The organism is Bariatricus sp. HCP28S3_D3 (assembly GCF_052065755.1).
In the GTDB taxonomy this organism is placed as follows: domain Bacteria; phylum Bacillota; class Clostridia; order Lachnospirales; family Lachnospiraceae; genus Allocoprococcus.
The window spans coordinates 93,784-113,225 of record NZ_JBQHTK010000002.1 but is presented as its reverse complement, the minus strand read 5'-3'; the positions used below and the strand labels follow the sequence as shown (position 1 = coordinate 113,225).

Annotated in this window: 16 protein-coding genes and 2 pseudogenes; 5 read left to right on the top strand and 13 right to left on the bottom strand. The window is 43.2% G+C overall.

Going from position 1 to position 19,442, the window contains the following annotated elements; genetic code table 11:
* Positions 1-87: 87 nt before the first annotated feature.
* Positions 88-2,358: an AMP-binding protein gene (locus ACTNB3_RS02845; protein ID WP_441024471.1), complete on the bottom strand. Its 2,271-nt coding sequence runs from the start codon at positions 2,356-2,358 to the stop codon at positions 88-90.
* Between the two features lie 319 nt (positions 2,359-2,677).
* Complete coding sequence (locus ACTNB3_RS02840; RefSeq protein ID WP_427806471.1) at positions 2,678-3,247, bottom strand: TetR family transcriptional regulator; 570 nt, start codon at positions 3,245-3,247, stop codon at positions 2,678-2,680.
* A 180-nt stretch (positions 3,248-3,427) separates the two neighbouring features.
* Here ACTNB3_RS02840 and ACTNB3_RS02835 point away from each other — a divergent pair, with 180 nt between their 5' ends.
* Entirely contained in the window at positions 3,428-4,300 is an 873-nt protein-coding gene (locus tag ACTNB3_RS02835) for a DegV family protein (protein WP_427806472.1), read from the top strand.
* A gap of 47 nt (positions 4,301-4,347) precedes the next feature.
* Here ACTNB3_RS02835 and ACTNB3_RS02830 read toward each other — a convergent pair whose 3' ends face one another.
* From ACTNB3_RS02830 to ACTNB3_RS02790, 9 genes are all read right to left on the bottom strand, one after another.
* Positions 4,348-4,605, bottom strand: a complete 258-nt coding sequence (locus tag ACTNB3_RS02830; RefSeq protein WP_427806473.1) for a P-type ATPase — start codon at positions 4,603-4,605, stop codon at positions 4,348-4,350.
* Between the two features lie 113 nt (positions 4,606-4,718).
* Positions 4,719-7,121, bottom strand: coding sequence for a leucine--tRNA ligase (leuS, locus tag ACTNB3_RS02825; protein ID WP_427819107.1), 2,403 nt, complete (start codon positions 7,119-7,121; stop codon positions 4,719-4,721).
* Positions 7,122-7,301: 180 nt separating this feature from the next.
* Positions 7,302-7,655 (bottom strand): hypothetical protein, encoded by a 354-nt coding sequence (locus ACTNB3_RS02820; RefSeq protein ID WP_427819106.1) that lies wholly within the window; start codon positions 7,653-7,655, stop codon positions 7,302-7,304.
* Positions 7,656-7,749: 94 nt separating this feature from the next.
* The gene (locus ACTNB3_RS02815; protein ID WP_427819105.1) at positions 7,750-8,193 is read right to left on the bottom strand and encodes an AAA family ATPase; all 444 of its coding nucleotides are present in this window, start codon (positions 8,191-8,193) and stop codon (positions 7,750-7,752) included.
* Between the two features lie 152 nt (positions 8,194-8,345).
* Positions 8,346-9,356, bottom strand: a complete 1,011-nt coding sequence (locus ACTNB3_RS02810; RefSeq protein WP_441024468.1) for a sensor histidine kinase — start codon at positions 9,354-9,356, stop codon at positions 8,346-8,348.
* Positions 9,353-10,030, bottom strand: a complete 678-nt coding sequence (locus tag ACTNB3_RS02805) for a response regulator transcription factor (RefSeq protein WP_441024467.1) — start codon at positions 10,028-10,030, stop codon at positions 9,353-9,355. Before ACTNB3_RS02805 ends, ACTNB3_RS02810 begins: the two co-directional genes overlap by 4 nt.
* Before the next feature lie 18 nt (positions 10,031-10,048).
* A complete protein-coding gene (locus ACTNB3_RS02800; protein WP_441024465.1) occupies positions 10,049-12,136 on the bottom strand; it encodes an ABC transporter permease in 2,088 nt (695 codons plus the stop codon).
* Positions 12,126-12,893 (bottom strand): ABC transporter ATP-binding protein, encoded by a 768-nt coding sequence (locus tag ACTNB3_RS02795; protein ID WP_427806480.1) that lies wholly within the window; start codon positions 12,891-12,893, stop codon positions 12,126-12,128. The genes ACTNB3_RS02800 and ACTNB3_RS02795 overlap by 11 nt, the downstream gene beginning before the upstream one ends.
* Before the next feature lie 155 nt (positions 12,894-13,048).
* Entirely contained in the window at positions 13,049-13,882 is an 834-nt protein-coding gene (locus ACTNB3_RS02790) for a NifB/NifX family molybdenum-iron cluster-binding protein (protein ID WP_427806481.1), read from the bottom strand.
* A 240-nt stretch (positions 13,883-14,122) separates the two neighbouring features.
* Here ACTNB3_RS02790 and ACTNB3_RS02785 point away from each other — a divergent pair, with 240 nt between their 5' ends.
* Positions 14,123-15,385, top strand: a complete 1,263-nt coding sequence (locus ACTNB3_RS02785; RefSeq protein ID WP_427819101.1) for a cation:proton antiporter — start codon at positions 14,123-14,125, stop codon at positions 15,383-15,385.
* Between the two features lie 305 nt (positions 15,386-15,690).
* Here the strand turns inward: ACTNB3_RS02785 and ACTNB3_RS02780 are convergent.
* Positions 15,691-15,906 (bottom strand): annotated as a pseudogene (locus ACTNB3_RS02780) (transposase domain-containing protein); the annotation flags it as partial.
* A gap of 297 nt (positions 15,907-16,203) precedes the next feature.
* Here ACTNB3_RS02780 and ACTNB3_RS02775 point away from each other — a divergent pair.
* The 3 genes and pseudogenes from ACTNB3_RS02775 to ACTNB3_RS02765 form a co-directional block, all read left to right on the top strand.
* Complete coding sequence (locus ACTNB3_RS02775) at positions 16,204-17,073, top strand: tyrosine-type recombinase/integrase (RefSeq protein ID WP_441024464.1); 870 nt, start codon at positions 16,204-16,206, stop codon at positions 17,071-17,073.
* Positions 17,066-18,235 (top strand): IS91 family transposase, encoded by a 1,170-nt coding sequence (locus ACTNB3_RS02770; RefSeq protein WP_441024463.1) that lies wholly within the window; start codon positions 17,066-17,068, stop codon positions 18,233-18,235. Before ACTNB3_RS02775 ends, ACTNB3_RS02770 begins: the two co-directional genes overlap by 8 nt.
* Before the next feature lie 285 nt (positions 18,236-18,520).
* Positions 18,521-18,736: pseudogene (locus ACTNB3_RS02765) on the top strand (transposase domain-containing protein); the annotation flags it as partial.
* A gap of 167 nt (positions 18,737-18,903) precedes the next feature.
* Here ACTNB3_RS02765 and ACTNB3_RS02760 read toward each other — a convergent pair.
* Complete coding sequence (locus ACTNB3_RS02760; protein WP_441024462.1) at positions 18,904-19,440, bottom strand: 4'-phosphopantetheinyl transferase family protein; 537 nt, start codon at positions 19,438-19,440, stop codon at positions 18,904-18,906.
* Between the last annotated feature and the right edge of the window lie 2 nt (positions 19,441-19,442).

Sequence of the window (19,442 nt, the reverse complement as noted above, 5' to 3'; positions counted from 1 at the left end):
TCATGGGTAAAATACATAATCCGTTGCTTAGATTACAAAAGGAACAGTGTCAAAACACTGTTCCCTCTAAACAACTTCCTATATTTATTAATTATTCCACAATTTTTCAATCTTCGGAACAGCCAAATACATCTGTGCCGCGATATTAGTTGTCGCTTTCATACCCTGAACCTGCGGTACCACATAGTAGCAATAACGTGCTCCGTTTTCCACTTCATCATCAAGATAAAGATTGTCATCTTTAATCACTGCAATTCTGGCAAAATTACTTTCCCCGAATTTCTTACGATAAATGCGATACTCGCTTGCCCCATTCACTTTAGTCCATGAAACTTCAATACCATCCACTGCATTCTTCAAATCAATTGAAGTATGAATGATGGACTCGGTCTCTGACCATGCTGAATAGTAGGTTGTAGAGCCGGCAGAATTGAAAGCACGGACTCTGACATAGTAACGGTCTCCCTTCTTCAGTCCGCCAATCACTTCCTGAAGCTTCTGAGTAGACGGAACATCGATGGATTTGCTTCCGTTAAACGCACTGTTTGTACTGTAGCAGATCTGATATCCGGAAGCCATCTCGTTCTCTGTCCATACAACCTTCATTTTTCCGGTTCCTTTTTCTGCCAGTCTTGCAACGATGGCTGCCGTTAATTCTTTTCTGTTTGTTTTAAAATGGAAATATGGTCTTTCCTTGATCACTGTGATATCAGCCGGGTATTCGTATTCTTCCAGTGTTGCGAGGATTGCCGGTCTTACTTCTTCTAATGTCTTGCCTTCATCCAGTTCAACGAATAAATATGGTACAAAATATCCCTCATGATCCTGATCCGGAACTAAACAGAAGAAAGCATCCTTCACACCTTCTGCCTCAACCACACGGCTCTCCATTCTCATCACGAACAGATGTCCACCGCCAAAACGTTCCGTAAACCCACGGCCGAGAACGTGAACAATACCCTGCTCTGTGATATATCCGATATCACCTGTGTGCAGCCAGATTTCACCGTCCGGATGGGCAATCAGTGTACGATCTGTCATTTCCTCACCCATATAGCCGCTGTATCCTAGCATCTTTGTCGGACCATTCATGCACAGTTCTCCGATTTCTCCATATCCCTTCTCTTCCAGGGTCTCTGAATCGAAGATTGCTAAGGTGGTTGCGGGCATCGGCATACCTACACATCCGTCTTTCAGCGGGAACATCGGGTTCGGAAGTGTAAAGCAGGAACCACCTTCACTCTGACCGTAACCGGCACTTAACGTAGCCATACAATTATGTCTGTGGAAGAAGTCTTCAACTTCACGACATTTTCTCTCGTTCATAGCTTCTGCGCCCGGTCCGATCGTTCTCAGATGTGACATATCATAATCATCCGGAATTCTGGTGCTCTTCATCATAATCTCGCACATCATCGGAATCAGTGCCCAGTAGTTCGGTTTTAATTCCATAAACCGGATATCAATATCATTGACCGGACAGAACGGATCCAGATTCACTCTAAGTCCTGCGGACAGCGGGAATACTCCCATGGCTACAGTTACCGCTACCAGAGCCGGTGTCAGAATCGGAATCCACCATGTCTCCTGTACCTCTGTTGGCGGAAGGAAGATTGACATCTGGAACGCAACAGCCACGATATTAGCTCCCGAATGAATAACCAGTTTTGAAATTCCCGTAGATCCACTGGTATATGCTCCGAATAATGGCCTGTTCGGATTCACGGATGCCGCAAAATCTCCGATATAGTTTCTTCCCAGATTCATGAATTCATCCCATGTAAGATCACCTTCACTTGATCCTGTCTCTGCAGAATAACGGGATTCAATTTCCTTCATGATATAATCCGGTATACAATTCTTATCCGCATATTCAAAAGGTGAAACCTTGATCATACGTGTCATAGGTGTCGTTGCTCTGAATAGCTTCTCGTCTTCTTTTGATGTATAGTCATGAACAAAAGCTGTGGATGCTTTTGATTTACGTATTGCAAAACACAGTTCCTCAGGAGTATCATCACGGCAGATCATGGTCGCCCCGATTTTTTCTGCTGCCAGAAGCAGGATAAAATGCGATGGTACTGCCTGTAAGAAAACAGGAATTCTGTCTCCCTCATCAAATCCCAGCACTTTTAATGCCTTAGCGGCAATTTCAACCTCCTGCCAAAATTCTTTCCACGTTATCTTCGTGCCATAATATTCAAATGCGTATTTGTTCTCATCCGGGTTTTTCATTTTCAAAAATGCTTCTACTGTCATTTTCGGTACTTTCAAATCCCGAAGTTCTTCCGGATAGTATTTCAGCCAAGGCTTATCTACACTTGCTTTCCCTGTTAATCCTGTTGTTTCTAAATTCATTTCCTTACCCACTCTTTCGTACTTTCATTTAACCAGAATATCAATATCAGTAAATCGGAAATTCAATTTGAACTCATCGCTTTACCACACTTTCATATCTTCATCAGATTATAAAATCGTATTCACGCCATATATACAAGATCTTCTGATTTCAAATCCAAAACAAAGAATACTCCGAAAGTATACGCCCCAATAATTTCTTTGTCAATAAAGCGAACCGCTTTGTCAATGTGAATCACATTTTTTCACAAATGTAAAATACCCTGTCACATTGATTCCAAGCATTCAACATTTTGTTATTGCAAGCGCATTCTCTACTCTATACTGTATGCTCTTCTATAGGAAATGAACAATTCTTTTTTTTCATGAATATACCGCAGATGGTGCAGAACGTCGCTGTAATTTCACTCTCATCTTCTTTTGCTCCGTTCTGAAGCCAAACGATTGAAGTATTAAATAAGGCTCCTATAAACATATAAAGATAATATTTGTCCATCGAACTGTTTGGCATGTTTCCCGCTATCTCTTCATGGAACCGGTTCAATTTTTCCAGCAGAATCGATCCATAGCCAAACTCACATAGATCCAGCACAAATTCACCGTATTTTTTAAAGCAAGCGAAACTCCTGCAGATATTCTGCTCCGTATAATAATCCGGTCCGCTCCAGTCAATCTCACTGCGATACTCTTCCAGAACATCATCGATCAGCTTCACAAGTACGTCCTCCTTGGAATCATAGTTCCGGTAAAATGAGACCCGGGCCACACCGGCAGTCTGTATCAGCTCTGTAATAGAAATATTCGAAAAACTTTTCTTGTGCATTAAATCAAACAGTGACTTTGTAATATTATCCTTCACACGCATATTTGCTTCTTTTCGTTTATCCATATCTACTCCCACTTCTACCCTGCAATTCCGTCAAAAATCATTACAGTGAATCAACATGTTACAATTTTCTTCATTTTGTATCACTCTTATCCCTTGTTGAATCATTTCAGATGTGATACAGTTGTTTCATATTATTTTATCTATATAATTTGATTTGTCAATAGCAAGGAGAAACTACTTATGAAAACAGCAATCGTAACAGATACCAACAGTGGAATCACGGTAGAAGAAGGCAGACAATCCGGTATTTTTGTTCTTCCCATGCCTGTCATTATAGAAGAACACTGTTATTTGGAAGGAGTCGATATCACAAATGAAGATTTATACCAGGCAATGACGGCTGACAAGAATCTTTCTTCCTCACAGCCCTCACCGGGAGATGTCATGGATCTCTGGAACCGTGTATTAGAAAGCGGATACGATGAGATCGTCCACATTCCCATGTCAAGCGGACTCAGCGGTTCCTGCCAGACAGCGAAACAGCTCGCTCTTGACTATGATTCCAAAGTCCAGGTCGTAGACAACCATCGGATTTCTGTCACCTTAATGGAATCCGTCTATGATGCAAAATTCCTTGCCGACCAGGGAAAATCTGCAGTAGAAATCAGAAAGTATCTGGAAGAAACTGCCTATCAGGCAAGCATTTTCCTGACTGTAAATTCGCTGAAATACCTAAAAAAAAGCGGAAGAATCACATCCTCCGCTGCCGCCATTGCCAATATTCTCAATATCAAACCTCTGCTTACCATACAGGGCGAAAAACTGGATCTCTTTGCCAAAGTAAGAGGAAGCAGGCAAAGTGAAAAGAAGCTGATCGAGGCACTGAAAGCGGACATCGCATCCCGTTTCCTGGATGTTCCGTCAGACAGACTCCAGATCGCGACTGCCGGAACTTTTGAAAAGGAAGAAGACGCAAAACGTTGGGTAGACCTGGTACAATCCGCATTTCCGGATCATCCGGTCTACTATTCACCTCTGTCCTGCAGTATTGCCTGCCATGTCGGAATCAATGCCGCCGGGCTAGGAGCCATTGTGACTGCAAAGCGTAAATAGCGCTTGCAGCCACAGAAATACATTACATTTTCTTAAGCATTCCCTCATTATATTGTGTTGAAATCTTTTGTTTCCCCGGATTTGATGATCACACCGTGCTTTGTCGCCTGACCGATTGCTGCCATGGGAGCCTTCTTCTCCTCCGCTTCCTGCACCATATGTATCATTTTCTGCAAAGAACTATCCTGTCCCACCTCCGTTGCGCGGATGTCAATGGTACCGAACCGATTGATCGTCCCACAGATAACTGCTTCTCCTATCCCTTTATCAACGGGAATCAGAGTCTCGAAGAGAGACTTGCTCATATTCTATATCATTTACGAGAGAACCGCCTGAATCTAACAAGCGTGAACAATAAAGAATTCCAAGTTTAAAAAGAGACCGTGATCCAAGTGATCCGGCCTCTCTTTCTGTTTTATTATTTTGCAACAAAGTTAACAATCTTATTCGGTACATAAATCTCTTTCACAAGATTCTTTCCTTCCAGGAAAGAAGCAATTCTGGAATCCGCCTTTGCAATCGCAAACGCCTCTTCCTTGTCACAGTCTGTCGGAATGACGATGGTTCCTCTGACCTTACCATTTACCTGAACACCGATTTCGATGGTCTTGGCAACGGTTTTTCCCTCATCATATTCCGGCCACGGAGAAACAGTGACAAATCCTTCTCCACCCAAGAACTCCCAGATTTCCTCGCAAAGATGCGGAGCAAACGGGCTCAGCAGCTTGATAAAGATGATCAGATCATCCTTACTCAAATGTCCTTCTGCCGTGATATCGTTGATCAAGGTCATCAGACTCGCGATGGCCGTATTAAATTTCAAGCTCTCAATATCAGAAGATACCTTCTTGATCGTACGATGGATCTTCATTTCCAGCTCATCGGAAACCGGTTCATCGGAAACCAGATCTGTCAGACCCGCAACACGGTCAAGGAACTTCTTACAGCCCTTTACGGAGCTGTCATTCCACGGTGTGGCTGCCCCATAATCTCCCATGAAAAGCACATAGGTACGAAGCGTATCTGCACCATACTCCTCAACAATATCCAGAGGATCGACTACATTTCCTTTGGATTTACTCATCTTATCACCATCCGGTCCTAGGATCAGTCCCTGAATGGATCGCTTTGCATACGGCTCCGGTGTGTTGACTACTCCGATATCATACAGGAAATGGTGCCAGAATCTGGAATAGATCATATGTCTGGTCACATGTTCCATACCACCGTTATACCAGTCAACCGGCATCCAGTATTTCATCTTGTCCATATCTGCCAGTGCATTTTCATTATGCGGGTCAATATATCTCAGGAAATACCAGGATGATCCTGCCCACTGAGGCATGGTGTCTGTCTCACGTTTCGCTGCTGCGCCGCATTTCGGACAGGTGCAGTTTACAAAGGAATCGATCTTGGCAAGCGGTGACTGTCCGTCTTCACCCGGTTCGAAATCTTTCACTCTCGGCAGACGGAGCGGAAGTTCTTCATAAGGAACTGCCACAACACCACAGTTCGGACAATGAATCAGCGGAATTGGCTCTCCCCAGTATCTCTGACGGTTGAATGCCCAGTCTTTCATCTTATACTGGACACCAGCCTCGCCCACGCCGGTCTTCTCCAGCTCTTCCAGCATGCGCTCGATGGAATCATGCTTATTGGTATATCCGTTCAGGAATCCGGAGTTCACCATCTCGCCGTCACCCGTATAAGCTTCTTTGGAAATGTCTCCGCCTTTAATTACTTCAATAATATCAATATCAAATTTCTTTGCGAAATCATAGTCTCTCTGATCGTGTGCCGGCACTGCCATGATCGCTCCGGTACCGTAGCCCATCATTACATAGTCTGCAATGTAGATCGGAATCTTTTTACCGTTGATCGGATTGATTGCTTCCAGTCCCTGGATTCTTACACCCGTTTTATCCTTCACAAGCTGGGTTCTTTCAAACTCCGTCTTCTTCGCACATTCATTGCGGTATGCAATGATTTCATCCATATTGGTCACTTTATCGCAATACTGATCAATAATCGGATGTTCCGGCGCAATAACCATAAAGGTAACACCGAAGAGCGTGTCCGGTCTGGTCGTATAGATTCTTAACTTCTCGTCCAATCCATCAATTGCAAAATCCACGAACGCACCCTTTGACTTGCCGATCCAGTTGATCTGCTGCTGCTTTACATTTTCCGGATAGTCCACATCATTCAGACCTTCCAGAAGCTTGTCCGCATATTCGGTGATTCTCAGATACCATACGTCCTTGGATTTCTGAACCACATCGCTGTGGCAGATATCACATTTGCCGCCCTGGCTGTCTTCGTTGGAAAGAACAACCTTGCAGTGCGGACAATAGTTTACCAGCGTTCTGTCTCTGAACACAAGACCATTTTCAAACATTTTCAGGAAGATCCACTGAGTCCACTTATAATAATCCTCATCCGTCGTATCGATCACACGGCTCCAGTCAAAAGAAAATCCTACTTTCTTCAGCTGGTTCGTGAATTTTTTAATATTTTCATCTGTAATCACACGCGGATGTGTGCCTGTCTTAACCGCATAGTTTTCCGTCGGCAGACCAAATGCATCAAATCCGATCGGGAAAAGTACGTTGTACCCCTCCATACGGCGCTTTCTGCTGATTACCTCAAGACTTGAGTATGCCTTAATATGTCCGACATGCATACCGGCACCGCTCGGGTACGGGAATTCTACCAGTCCGTAAAACTTTGGTTTATCACTGTTGTCCTGAGCTTCGAAGATCTTGCTCTCTTCCCACCGCTCCTGCCACTTGGGCTCTATCCTTTTAAAATTGTATCTCATCTTTGCGCTTCCTCCACAAACATTATCTCTAAAGGTTTATTTTAATTCAATGACAACGGTTTGTCAATGTTATTTCGCCAGTATAAGGAAGCAGTAAATGCTAGCCACTATGCGAAAAGTAACCGAGTCCGCTCACTGCATACTCATCCGTCATATAATCTCCTATTTCATTTACTGGATTTATGATTTCAACAAATCTGCAAGATAGAATTCATCTTTCTGGTGTTTTCCTTTTAATTGCTTATATCGTTTAATTGTATCTACAAGCAATTCAATGCGTTCTCCGTAGTAATCACGATAAAACGCTGTACTGTTATCATAATGTTTACGATTATATACAATATTTTCTTTGCTAAATTTTTTCGGAGAAGTCTTCGATTTTACTTTTTCAAATTCTGCATCTTTATTTTCAGAAATAAGAAGTAACATTTCCAATTCCGGTTTTGTACAATACTTTCTAATGTCTTTAATTTTGCCTTTATACTCTCTCGGTATTTTCAGTTCATCGCCTAACTTATCACCAATACGAAGCACTTGCACATCTCCATGGTACAAATTCAGGGCTGTTTTTACAGCAGCATTCGAATAATCTCAAGTTCATTCGGGCCTTCGCACATAATCAGATACTTCATCTCATCAGCTCCTTTTTCAATGCCATGAGATCTTCGTAGTTCACAGAAGTATCAAATGCATTATTATAAAACTGACGGCTCTTTAACAGTTCCGGTCTGATATTATAACTTTCGTACATATTATCTAAACGAATTTTGTCATCCGATTTTGCGATCCAGATATTATCCTGACGATTAAACAAATCCAAAACTTCACAATAATGTGTAGTAAATATAAGTGTTGCAGATTTCTTATTAACCGTCTTATCTTTAAATAAACTGATTATGTTTTCAACCAATGTTTTATGGAAATGATTTTCTACTTCATCTATCAAAAGGTCAAATCCATTCTCCAAAGCTGCAACTACAAAGATATAAAGAAGGACACCTTTTGTTGTACCGCCGGAAAGCATATAAACCAGTTCCGAGTCAGAAAGTTCTTTCACATAATCTTGGTACACAAGTCAATGTCCTAAAGATAACTTATCATTTTATGGTAAATTTCCAATTCATAAGGCTCCCCATTGCGCAGATCCGTCTTCTTTTCTGTATATTGAAACGAACCAGGTGTCCTCCTCTTCTAATACATATCTGTCCCCAATACTGCTCAAATCTACTTCACTTTTGGAAAAGCAATCGAAATCGTCACCCCTTCTCCCCACCGGGATTCAGCCTCTATTTTCAGGTTCAGATCATCTGCCATCTTTTTTGTCAAATACAGCCCCATACCGGTAGCTTTCTTCCGGCTGTCGGTAGAATCCCCTGTAAAGCCCTTCTGAAAAATATAGGGCAGGTCATAATTCTTAACCCCAATACCGTTATCAGCTATGGTCAAAATATCCGTCTCGCCGGTGTGCTTCAGGGACACAGTGAGTTTCGGCTCAGCTCCACTGTATTTGATGGAGTTACTGATGATCTGGCCAATCATGAATTGAAATCCCCGTCGGTCAGTATAGACGGTTTCGTCTTGTAATCTGTTTTCAATGAGAATCTGCTTTTCCTCCAGCAAAGGTGCATAATCTTCAAGAACCTCTTCTATGGCATCTCTAAGTTCCACAGTCTCAAACCGATAATCTTTCGTGCTGCTCCCAAGCCGGGCGTAGTAGAGCATCTGGGTAATATCCTCCTGAAGCTGACTTCGCACATAGTCCAATTTGGCGTGCAGAGGAGGCGGGATCTCATCGGCCCGGTTATCCAAAATCATAGTAAGCAAAGAAAGCGGTGTTTTGGCTTCATGCGCCCACCCCTCCACGTATTCCTCATAATCCCGGAGGGCTTCCTCAGTCTCCTGAATCCGGCTTTGCTTTTTCTCCAGAACAGAGACCAGAACCCGAAGCTGTTCCCGCTCCTGCTGACTCACTGCACATAGAAGTTTTTCCGTGTTCACTTCGTCCGGTTCCATTAGAAAAGCTCGAAAAATCGCACGTTTATGCTGCTCTTTGAAATAAACGTACAGAACGATTACTGAAAACAAAACAAGGCTTGCCAGTGCAATCGTCACGACAAGGCTTGCGAATGCCTGTGCACTGGAAAGCCATAGGAGCAGAGAAGAAAAAGAATCAATAATGAGCAGTAAAATGAGCCACGGGGCATATCGTTTTAACGTATTCCAGAACTGTTTCACGGTGTATCCTCCCTTTCCAGCCGGTAGCCCAATCCACGGACAGCCACGACTTTCTGCTTCATGCCCAAATTCGCCATCGTCTTTTTCAGACGGGTCAAATTGACCTGCAGAGCATTTTCATCAATGAACTCCGTCGTATCCCAGAGTGCCCTGCATAGCTGCTTCGAAGTCACTAATTGATTTCCACCCGCAAGCAATGCTTCCAGAAGCTTACCCTGATTTCTGGGAAGGATCACGGAAGTGTTATTGATGTACAACGTGTAAGTTCCCCGATCCAACAGGAATCCCTGCCCTTCCAGAAGATTGGAACGGCCTTCGAATCGTTTGAGAATGTTGGCGATTCTGGCCAACAGCCGCTCTTTGCGGCAGGGCTTTGTCAAATATTCATCCGCCCCAAGACGGAGCGCCTGCAATTCATCGGACATCTGGTCCCGGGAAGTCAAGACCAGAACCGGAATGGATGTTTTCTGCTTGAGGTCCCAGCAAATCTGGAATCCACTGATCTCCGGCAGATTAAGATCCAGGATAACAAGATCAGGAGCGAGGGCTGTCAGCTGCTCTGCGGCATTTTCAAATACAGTGACTGCCAAAGCAGAATATCCTGCCTTCTCCAGCATATTGCAAAGCTCTTCCCGTGTATAAACTTCATCTTCTACAACAGCGATTTTCTTCATGACACTCCTCCTTCCCGGCTATTCTTCTCTCTGCGGCTGCATGAGCGTCAGCAAATATCGGTCACTGGAACGCTTAATTATAGTTACATAGATGTATTCTACCACACAAAGCAGTAAAATCATAGCGGCAGACACCAGAAGCATCTCCCGCTCTGCCCCTTTTGTTCCGGATGAAAGCATCCCCGCAAAGAGAGCCTTGACGCCAAAGATACTGCTGATTGCCGCGACAAAGACAGGCAGCCCCATAAACCAGTTGATCTGCTTCCGGGCAGATAGACAAATATCTTTATAGGTAGCGCCCAGATGTACCAGTGTCTGATATCTGCGTCCTGTCTTCTGCTGATTCATCAGGAACTGAACACCCATAATAGTATTGGCAACCACCAGAAAGATGATGGCCAGATAAATAGTAATGTAGCTGGCTGCTACCATATAAAAGAGCTGACGTCCTATATTTTGCAGATAGCTTTCATACTCAATTCCCATATCTTCAAGGCAAAGTTCATCCAGCCGTGCGTTCATATCAGAAATCGCGGTCATCAGGCTTCCGGACTTTACCGCTTTCCGGCTCATAATACCATTGATATAAACCTCATATTCTCCATTTGTATATTGTAAGAACTGTTCGTCAGGCAGAATCAATGCAAACGATAAGGTGATTGACCTGTCGGTCACCAAATCAACAGACTGGATCTTGCCGGTCAGATATAAAGGAGTACCATTCAGCAGAGTCTCCGGATGTTCGGAAAGAATACGGTTGAGCATATCCATTCTGCTCTCAGTCGTAAAATCATAATCCTGATACACGGCAGCCTCATTTTCCTCCAGTACCAGAGCAGGCTTACCGGCGGCCTCCAACAGACGGTTGTAATCTGACAAACAGATCAAATACGGATAATCAACATAGCCCAGATTGTTCAGCAGGACATCCCGATCCTCGGATTGTGTGAAACCTTCCAAAGACTCCATAACAGAATCCATTTGAAACACATGATTGCCATTCTCCCCATTCCGGACGTTGCCGATCCGCATTTCAAAGAGCTGGGAAAATTGACTTTCAAGATCATTTTCCTTCAGCACAGTCTTCAGATGAGAAAGGGCATCCTGTGAACTCTCTGCACCATAATCCTGAAATGTATAATCCATCACATGCTCCCCCGCCTGCCGGCTGGTACCGGCAATACCGATGCCGGCGCCAAAACAGCACAATGCTGCCAGAATCAGCAGCGAACTGATGGCCATGGAGGTAGACTGATGCATGACATTTTCCTGAATCTGACGGAATGAAAATACATGAAGTTTTCGATTTGTTTTCCCCGCCTTTACCAATAAGGCGATCAATGCCCGCATTCCATAAAACAGAAGAATCGTTCCCAAAAGCCCGAGAACCAGGGTCAGGAGCATCTTATCCGGGGCGTACCATGCAATTCCCTGAATCGCCACGGCATAGGCGGCTGCCAGCATGATCATGCCTGAAACGGTACAAGTTCCATAGACAAACGCCGGCCTTTGCTTTTTTTCTTTTTCGGAGAAAGAAGCCAGAAGCGTGCCGATCTCCTGCCGACTGATTTTCCCACTGAGGATCAGAAACGCCGCCAGCTTGATAACGAGGAATCCTGCAACGGTAAAACAAACAGCAGACAGCGAAAATGTAAACTGATGGCCGATGATACCCATCCCCACAAGTTTGGCAGTAACCAGACTGATCAGTTCCGAAAGCAGCACCGCAATCGGAAGTCCGATTACCAGAGCCAGAATACTGCTCAAAAGATCCTCCGCAAGAAGCATGATAAAGAGCTTACTTCTCCGCATTCCCATCATCAGATAGACACCAAACTCTTTTCTGCGGCGCTCCATCTGATATTTACAGGCAAAATAAATCAGGAAAAACAGGATTCCCAATGTCATCCCATAGAAAACAGGAATCATCAGCAACAATTGATTTACCGCATCGCTTTCCATTTTCGCAAGAAATATCATCACATCCTGTTTGGATAGCGAAAGGATAATATAAAAAGCGACAATGGAAATGACCAATGAACCGAAAAACAGCCCGTTTTCTTTGCGGTTGCGTTTACTATTTCTTAGAATTAAATTAGAGAACATTTAAGCTGCCTCCTCCCAATTGAGCCATGACTTTCAGAATTCTCTGGTAGAAATCCTGCTGGCTTTCATCGCCGCGGCGAAGCTCATGGAAAATCACCCCGTCCTGAATGAACAGGATTCGTTTGCAAAAGCTGGCTGCGTTGGAATCATGGGTCACCATCAGAATCGTGGCCTCTTCATCCCGGTTTAATCCGGAAAGCTTTTCCATGATATTCTTCGCATTCTTACTGTCCAGTGCGCCAGTCGGTTCATCCGCAAGAATAAGTTTCGGGTGGAGAATCATGGCTCTAGCCGCCGCCACTCTCTGACGCTGTCCACCGGACATCTGTGCGGGAAATTTATCCAGTACATCTGTAATTTCCAGATATTCCGCAAGCTGCTCCAGACGTAGAGAACTCTCCTTTTCTGTCACATCATGCAGGGAAGTCGGCAGTAAGACATTTTCCCGGCCGGTCAGATTATCCAGCAATTCAAAATTCTGAAACAGGTAACCCACTGTCTTCCCCCGGTATTGTGCCAGTTCCTTACCGCCAAGTGACTGCAGATTCCTGCCCTCCATCACGATACTGCCGCCGGTAGGCTTGATCACCGTCGCAATACAGTTAAGCAGTGTAGACTTTCCGGAGCCACTGCTGCCCATGATCCCCAGAAATTCTCCGGGCATCACCTGAAAAGTGATTCCGTCCAGCGCCCTGGTCTGGTTCGGCACATTGCCGTAGGTCTTGGTTAAGTTTTCAATATTCAAAATCGGTTCCATAAGAATTACCTCCTGTTGTTTTCTGGCTTCATGATAACATAGGCTGCCAGAAAATAACACTTACAGTCAATGTAAGGTTATCAGGCTTCCGATACTTTTACACAAAAAAGACAGGCCGATCCCGCAATTTGGGACCAGTCTGTCGATTCTCATCCTTATTTTACTTCAACCAGTTCAATCCTGAAGTTCAGTTCTTTTCCTGCCATTTCATGATTTGCATCAAGAGTAATTGTCTTTTCATCTTTCTCTACTACTTTTACCGGGAATGGCTGTCCCATTGCATTTGACAGATAAACCTGCTGACCAACTGTAAGATCTTCTGATCCCTGCAGCTGCTCAATCTCAAATGTCATAATTGCATTCGGATCCGGCATGCCATATGCTTCTTCCGGCATAAGATGGATATCTACAACCTGTCCTACTTCCATATCAACGACTGCTGCATCAAATCCTTTGATCATCATGCCTGCTCCACAGATAAATTCCAATGGTTCTCCACGATCATAGGAAGAATCAAACTGAGCACCATCGTTGAATGTACCTTTATAATGTACTTTACAGATCTTTCCTGCATTTTTTCCTTCAAGCATAACCCGATGACCGCCGCAGCCTCCGCAGCTTCCGCAATTGCCGCCACAGGAATGTTCTTCTTCATGGTCGTGATGATCGCAATTCACTCCTGTAGAAATCAGTTCGCCTTTTAAATATGCTTCAACAGCTTCATCCGTATTTCCCTCTGCGCCTGATACTACTTCAATTCCTGCTTCATCAAGTGCTTCCTGTGCACCTTCTCCAATACCGCCACAGATCAGGACATGAATTCCTGCTTCTGCCAAAAGTCCTGCAAGTGCGCCATGACCGGTACCATTTGAAGCGATGATTTCACTGGAAACAACCTTTTCCGCTTCTACTTCATATACTTTAAAATTTTCTGTTTTTCCAAAATGCTGAAATACATTCCCGTTATCGTAAGTTACCGCAATTTTCATTTTCAATACCTCCAGTATTTTTTTACATCCTGATTCATCCTATCACAAATCCCGGGATTTCTCTACCGCAAAATGAACTCTCTTTGTTAATATTCCATTTTTCTTGTGTTTTTTCTATTACACTATAATCAAAATGATTTGATCCGTTGAAAAATGCTTACACATTCAGGTAAATGATTTGAAAACGCATCCATATGTTGCTATAATAAATGAAAAATGACTGAAGGGGGTCTGAATACCATGCTTGGCTTTTTACCCAAAGTAGTAATACTGCTTTTATTAATTGTTCTTTTGGGATTTTTTAACGAGAAGATAACCAAATTTCCATATGAAATTTCACTGATGTTATTTTCTATTGTGATTAGTATGATAATGCTTATTTTTGATTCTGCACTACGCAGCACATCGATCAGTGAACTGCTTAGTAATCTGCAGGTTTTTAATTTGGAAGCGCTTTTGATGGAAGGTGTTTTATGCTTTATGCTTTTTGCAGGTTCCTGTCACATGCGGCTTCTGGATTTCAAGAAACACGCCCGCCCGATTACAATGCTTTCTGTTGTTGCAACACTTCTGGGCGCGATTTTTTACGGTTCCCTGTTCTATGCAGGTGCTTCTCTTCTGGGACTACCATTCAGTTTTCCAGTATGCCTGATGTTCGGAAGCATCACAGCACCAACCGATCCAATCGCAGCAACAAGTATTCTGAAAAAATTCAATCTTCCAAAAGATATCAGTTTCATCATGGAAGGCGAATCTCTTTTTAACGACGGTGTGGGGGTCGCATTATTTGTGTGCTTCTCCGGAATGGTGACAATGCAAGAAAATGGCAGCTTTCTGGCTGTTATGGGTAAGGAACTGTTCGGAGCGGTGTTGGTTGGAATTCTGGCAACAGCGATATGCTTTCCGATTTTTGCCTTGACCAAAGACGGAAATCGAAGAATCTTTGTCAGTCTTCTTGCCGTTTCTATGGCCTATGTTCTGTGCGAACATTTTGGTTTTTCCGGAGCCATCGCGTCTGTCGTATGTGGAATCTCATTTTCGGCACTCTGCAACCGCAGAGAACAAAAAGGACAACCGCTGGATCTGGAGGAATTTGATACTTTTTGGGAAATTCTGGACAATTTATTGAATTCGGTTCTGTATGTGATAATGGGACTGACATTTGTACATATTCTGCAAATGCCTCATGTACTTTTGTTATCCTGCCTGGCTATTATATTTAATCTGATTGGACGCTTCTCAAGCGTCGGCCTGGCCGCATTTTTTGCCGGAAAACTTCCGAGCGGATACGATAAACTCAGCTTTGTAAAGCTGCTTACATATGGCGGCCTCCGAGGCGGGCTCAGTATCGCACTGGCTATGAGTACAAGAGAAATGGTAAGCGCGGATACATATTCCATTATTCTGGGAAGCACCTACGCAATCGTATTCTTTACGACCGTCGTACAAGGCTTAACTATGAAACAAGTGTATCAGAAAATTGAAAAAGGACTTAGTAAATAACTCTTTTTCAAGTAGCGGCAAGTATCAAGATTCATTATTAAGATTGGCCTCTTAATAATGTTATGTTATCTTAAACGACTCCATAAAATTTTTCAAGGCATAGTACCCACTATGTCCTATATGTGATTTCTGTCCGTCAGACCAGAGATTTGCCCGTGGTTAGTCTGTTCCCACATCCGGCTTCCTTCAGACTCCACCTCACGATGGACACCCTTGCCTTCGGCTATATCGTAAGCGCCAAATATTAATGCGGTCAGATACAAAATTACCCCAGCCCTTTGCGAGTTGGAGTAATTCACTATAATTCACATGCGATTTTTGATAGATTGGAGTTTTTCACTCCAAGGTGCCAGTTCTTCCAGTTGTTCATCGGTCATATCTTTACTTGGCCGGTGCTCCAGCAGAAATTTAAGATATCCATAAATATTCAGCCCATGTGCTTTTGCCATCTCAACCATTGTGTAGACCACTGCACTGGCATTCGCTCCGTCAACGGAATTGCTGAACAGCCAGTTCTTGCGCTTATGTTCTACAGAGCATAAGCGCAATTGAACAAAATCGCTGCGCGATGGCCTGCCAAGGCTGTGGCGCAGTTTTTACTTTGAAATATAAAAAGCAGTGGTAGCCAAGTCCTAAAAGTAGTATTGTTAAATCACCACAAAATAACAATCAAACAGGATCGACACCACCACTGCCATGAACAGATTAACATATATTATCATTTTAGACAAGTGTTTTTACGATGCCCATGCGCCTCCAAATATAAGGATAAGGACTTCTTGACGGAAAATTCTTTTACTATATTGAAGGACATTTCGATGAATGAAAAATACCTTTTTAAATTACTGCAGGATATGCAGTTAAAAAATTTTACATCAAATACATGTGAAGACTATTATCGTTTTGTGAAAAGATTTCTTGATTTCACTAATAAGGATGCCATGTCCATTACCTACGCTGATATTCGGAAATTTATATTCTACATGAAAGATCATGAGAACAAAAAAGCTTCCACAATTAATGTCTATACTGCAGCGATCCGTTTCTTCTTTGAATACACTCTTGGATATGTGTGGGATTCCAAAAAAATACCAAAAATGAAACGCGACAGGCAGCTCCCTATAATCCTTACCCGGGAACAGGTAAACCTACTTATTGATTCTATGGATAACTATAAGCACAAGGCCATCACTGCAACGATGTATTCCTCCGGTCTTCGGGTCAGTGAAGTCTGCCATCTGCGCTATGAAGATATCCGCAGGAAACAGATGATGATACATGTTCCATTGTCAAAGAATCGACAGGACCGCTATACCATATTAAGTGACAGGAACCTGGAAATCCTTACAGAATACTGGTACCGTTTTAACCGCCCGATGGGATGGCTGTTTCCAAGCACAGTAAGGGATGAGCCACTTACCAGTTCAACCGTTCAACTATTCATAAAAAATCATGCACGGAAACTCGGGCTTCCGGAAGGGGTAACACCGCATACAATGAGGCATTGCTTTGCCTGCCACGCACTTGAAGACGGAGTCAGCCATACATTTATCCAACAACTGTTAGGCCACCGCAGCCCGAATTCCACGGATGTGTATCTGCAGATGACATCCAAAGCACTTATGGGTATCCGGAGTCCCTTTGATACTTTTGAAAAAAAGGATGGGGAGGGCAGCCGTGATGAATGATAATCCTACCATGCAGGATGTCCTCCGGCATTTCTATCCGAAATATCTGGACTCTTACACACCCACTGCAAGTCAGGCAAAAACCGTACATCATATCCTGAACTGCAAGACTGGTGCATATGGAGCCAATATCTCTGAATGTGACACATGCGGACATATCCAGTACCATAACAATTCCTGCCGTGACAGATCCTGTCCGATGTGCCAGGCATTAGCGAATGAATTATGGGTTGATGCACAGAATGAACATGTATTGGACATTGATTATTACCACCTTGTCTTTACCTGTCCAAGTGAGTTGAACCCATTGATCTACTGTAATCAGAAAGAGTTGTATTCTCTCTTTTTTCATGCTGTGGCAGAAACCATCCAGGAGCTTTCAGAAGACCCTTCCCATATGGGAGGCACCCCCGGATTTATCAGCATTATGCATACGTGGGCATCCAATCTTTCTTACCACCCGCACATTCATGTGTTATCAACCTGCGGCGGGTTGGACACAGACCGTAACTGGCACCAGAAAGAAGATGGCTATTTTCTGCCCGGGAAAGCAATGGCAAAGCTTTTTAAGGGAAAATTCCTGTCCGGGCTGAAACAGCTGCATGATAATGGAAAACTTTCTTATGAAGGTGATGCCCAAAAATACCGTAACCAGTATGAATACCAGGAATTGCTGGATACGTGCTATAAAAAAGACTGGGTTACAGATATCAGGGAATCCTTTGCCGGAGCAGAAACTGTGATGAATTACCTGGGGCGTTACACCCATCGGATTGCAATCAGCAACAGCCGCATTCTCCATATGGATGAAAATACGGTAACCATCCGGGTAAAGGATTATAAATGTGGAGGTAAATGGAAGGAGTTAACCCTGGAAGGTACCGAATTCATCCGCCGTTTCCTGATGCATGTTCCTCCGAAAGGATTTGTCAGGATACGTCACTATGGGCTCCTGAGCAACCATAATAAACGAAAACTGATTCCCATCTGCAGAAATCTGATCGGCTGCCGTGAATTTCTGAGACGGTTCAGGAAGGAAGATAAAGTACATGCGATCAAGATACTGTACAAAAAGGATGTCACAGTACGTCCGTGTTGTGGAGGAAACGTATCATATAAGGTGTGTTCCAGATATATGACACACCGAAAAAACAGTGCCTAAACCAAACTCAAAACGAATACCGTACTTACAAAACTGGGGTAAGGGGAATTTCTGCCCAAAATCAAAAAAATTCCTGGATTTTCGAGATCGTCTTCTCCATAGACAGTTCTGCTTATCCAAAAAATAATGACAGAATGTGAGATATTGAATCCCCATATACCGGACGCGACTTTGTTCAATTCGGAAAAACCAAAAGTGTGCTGAATAAGGGGGCACCGACAGTTGCCCTCTTATTCAACCCACCTTTGGTTCTTTCCTTAAAAATTATGTTCTACAGAGCATAAGCGCAAGAACTGGCTGTTCAGCAATTCCGTTGACGGAGCGAATGCCAGTGCAGTGGTCTACACAATGGTTGAGATGGCAAAAGCACATGGGCTGAATATTTATGGATATCTTAAATTTCTGCTGGAGCACCGGCCAAGTAAAGATATGACCGATGAACAACTGGAAGAACTGGCACCTTGGAGTGAAAAACTCCAATCTATCAAAAATCGCATGTGAATTATAGTGAATTACTCCAACTCGCAAAGGGCTGGGGTAATTTTGTATCTGACCGCATTAATATTTGGCGCTTACTATGGTTGCGCTACGGAAACTTGCGATGCCCGTAGCCGGTGGAGCTTCATGCGTGAACTCCACTTTTTTATTACAATCTCATAGCATACAATTTATTTAGCTTGACTACATATTGCTATTATATTGCTTTCCCTCTCCTCGACTTCAATCCAATCCATCTCTAATGTATTAATTGATTTTAAATCCCCGAATATCCCCTCCCCTGTCATTTTTAAGAAGCTTTCTTTCATTGTCCACATTCGGATAAATTCTCTATCTTTGTGTGTACTCTGTTTCAAGACACCTAATTCTTCTAGGCAACATACCTTTTCCGCCACATCCCATGAAAATGGAATAATATTCTGAATATCTATTCCAACTAACTCATCAGCCACCGCAACCACACATCCGCATTTACAATGACTTATGCTAAAGAAAATGTTTGGATATTCCTTAAGAAAGGGTTTTCCATATCGACCATATTGTACTGTAAAGTCTTTAATTTGAAAACAATCCTTCAATGCAATTTTCAATATCAGATATGTAAGCACACAGTTATTCCGGTCTATACAATTACGATATCGTAAAGCTTTCTTTCTGCGTTCCTCTGGCAATAAAGGCAGAACCTTTTTAATAAAATTATCTGGCACCA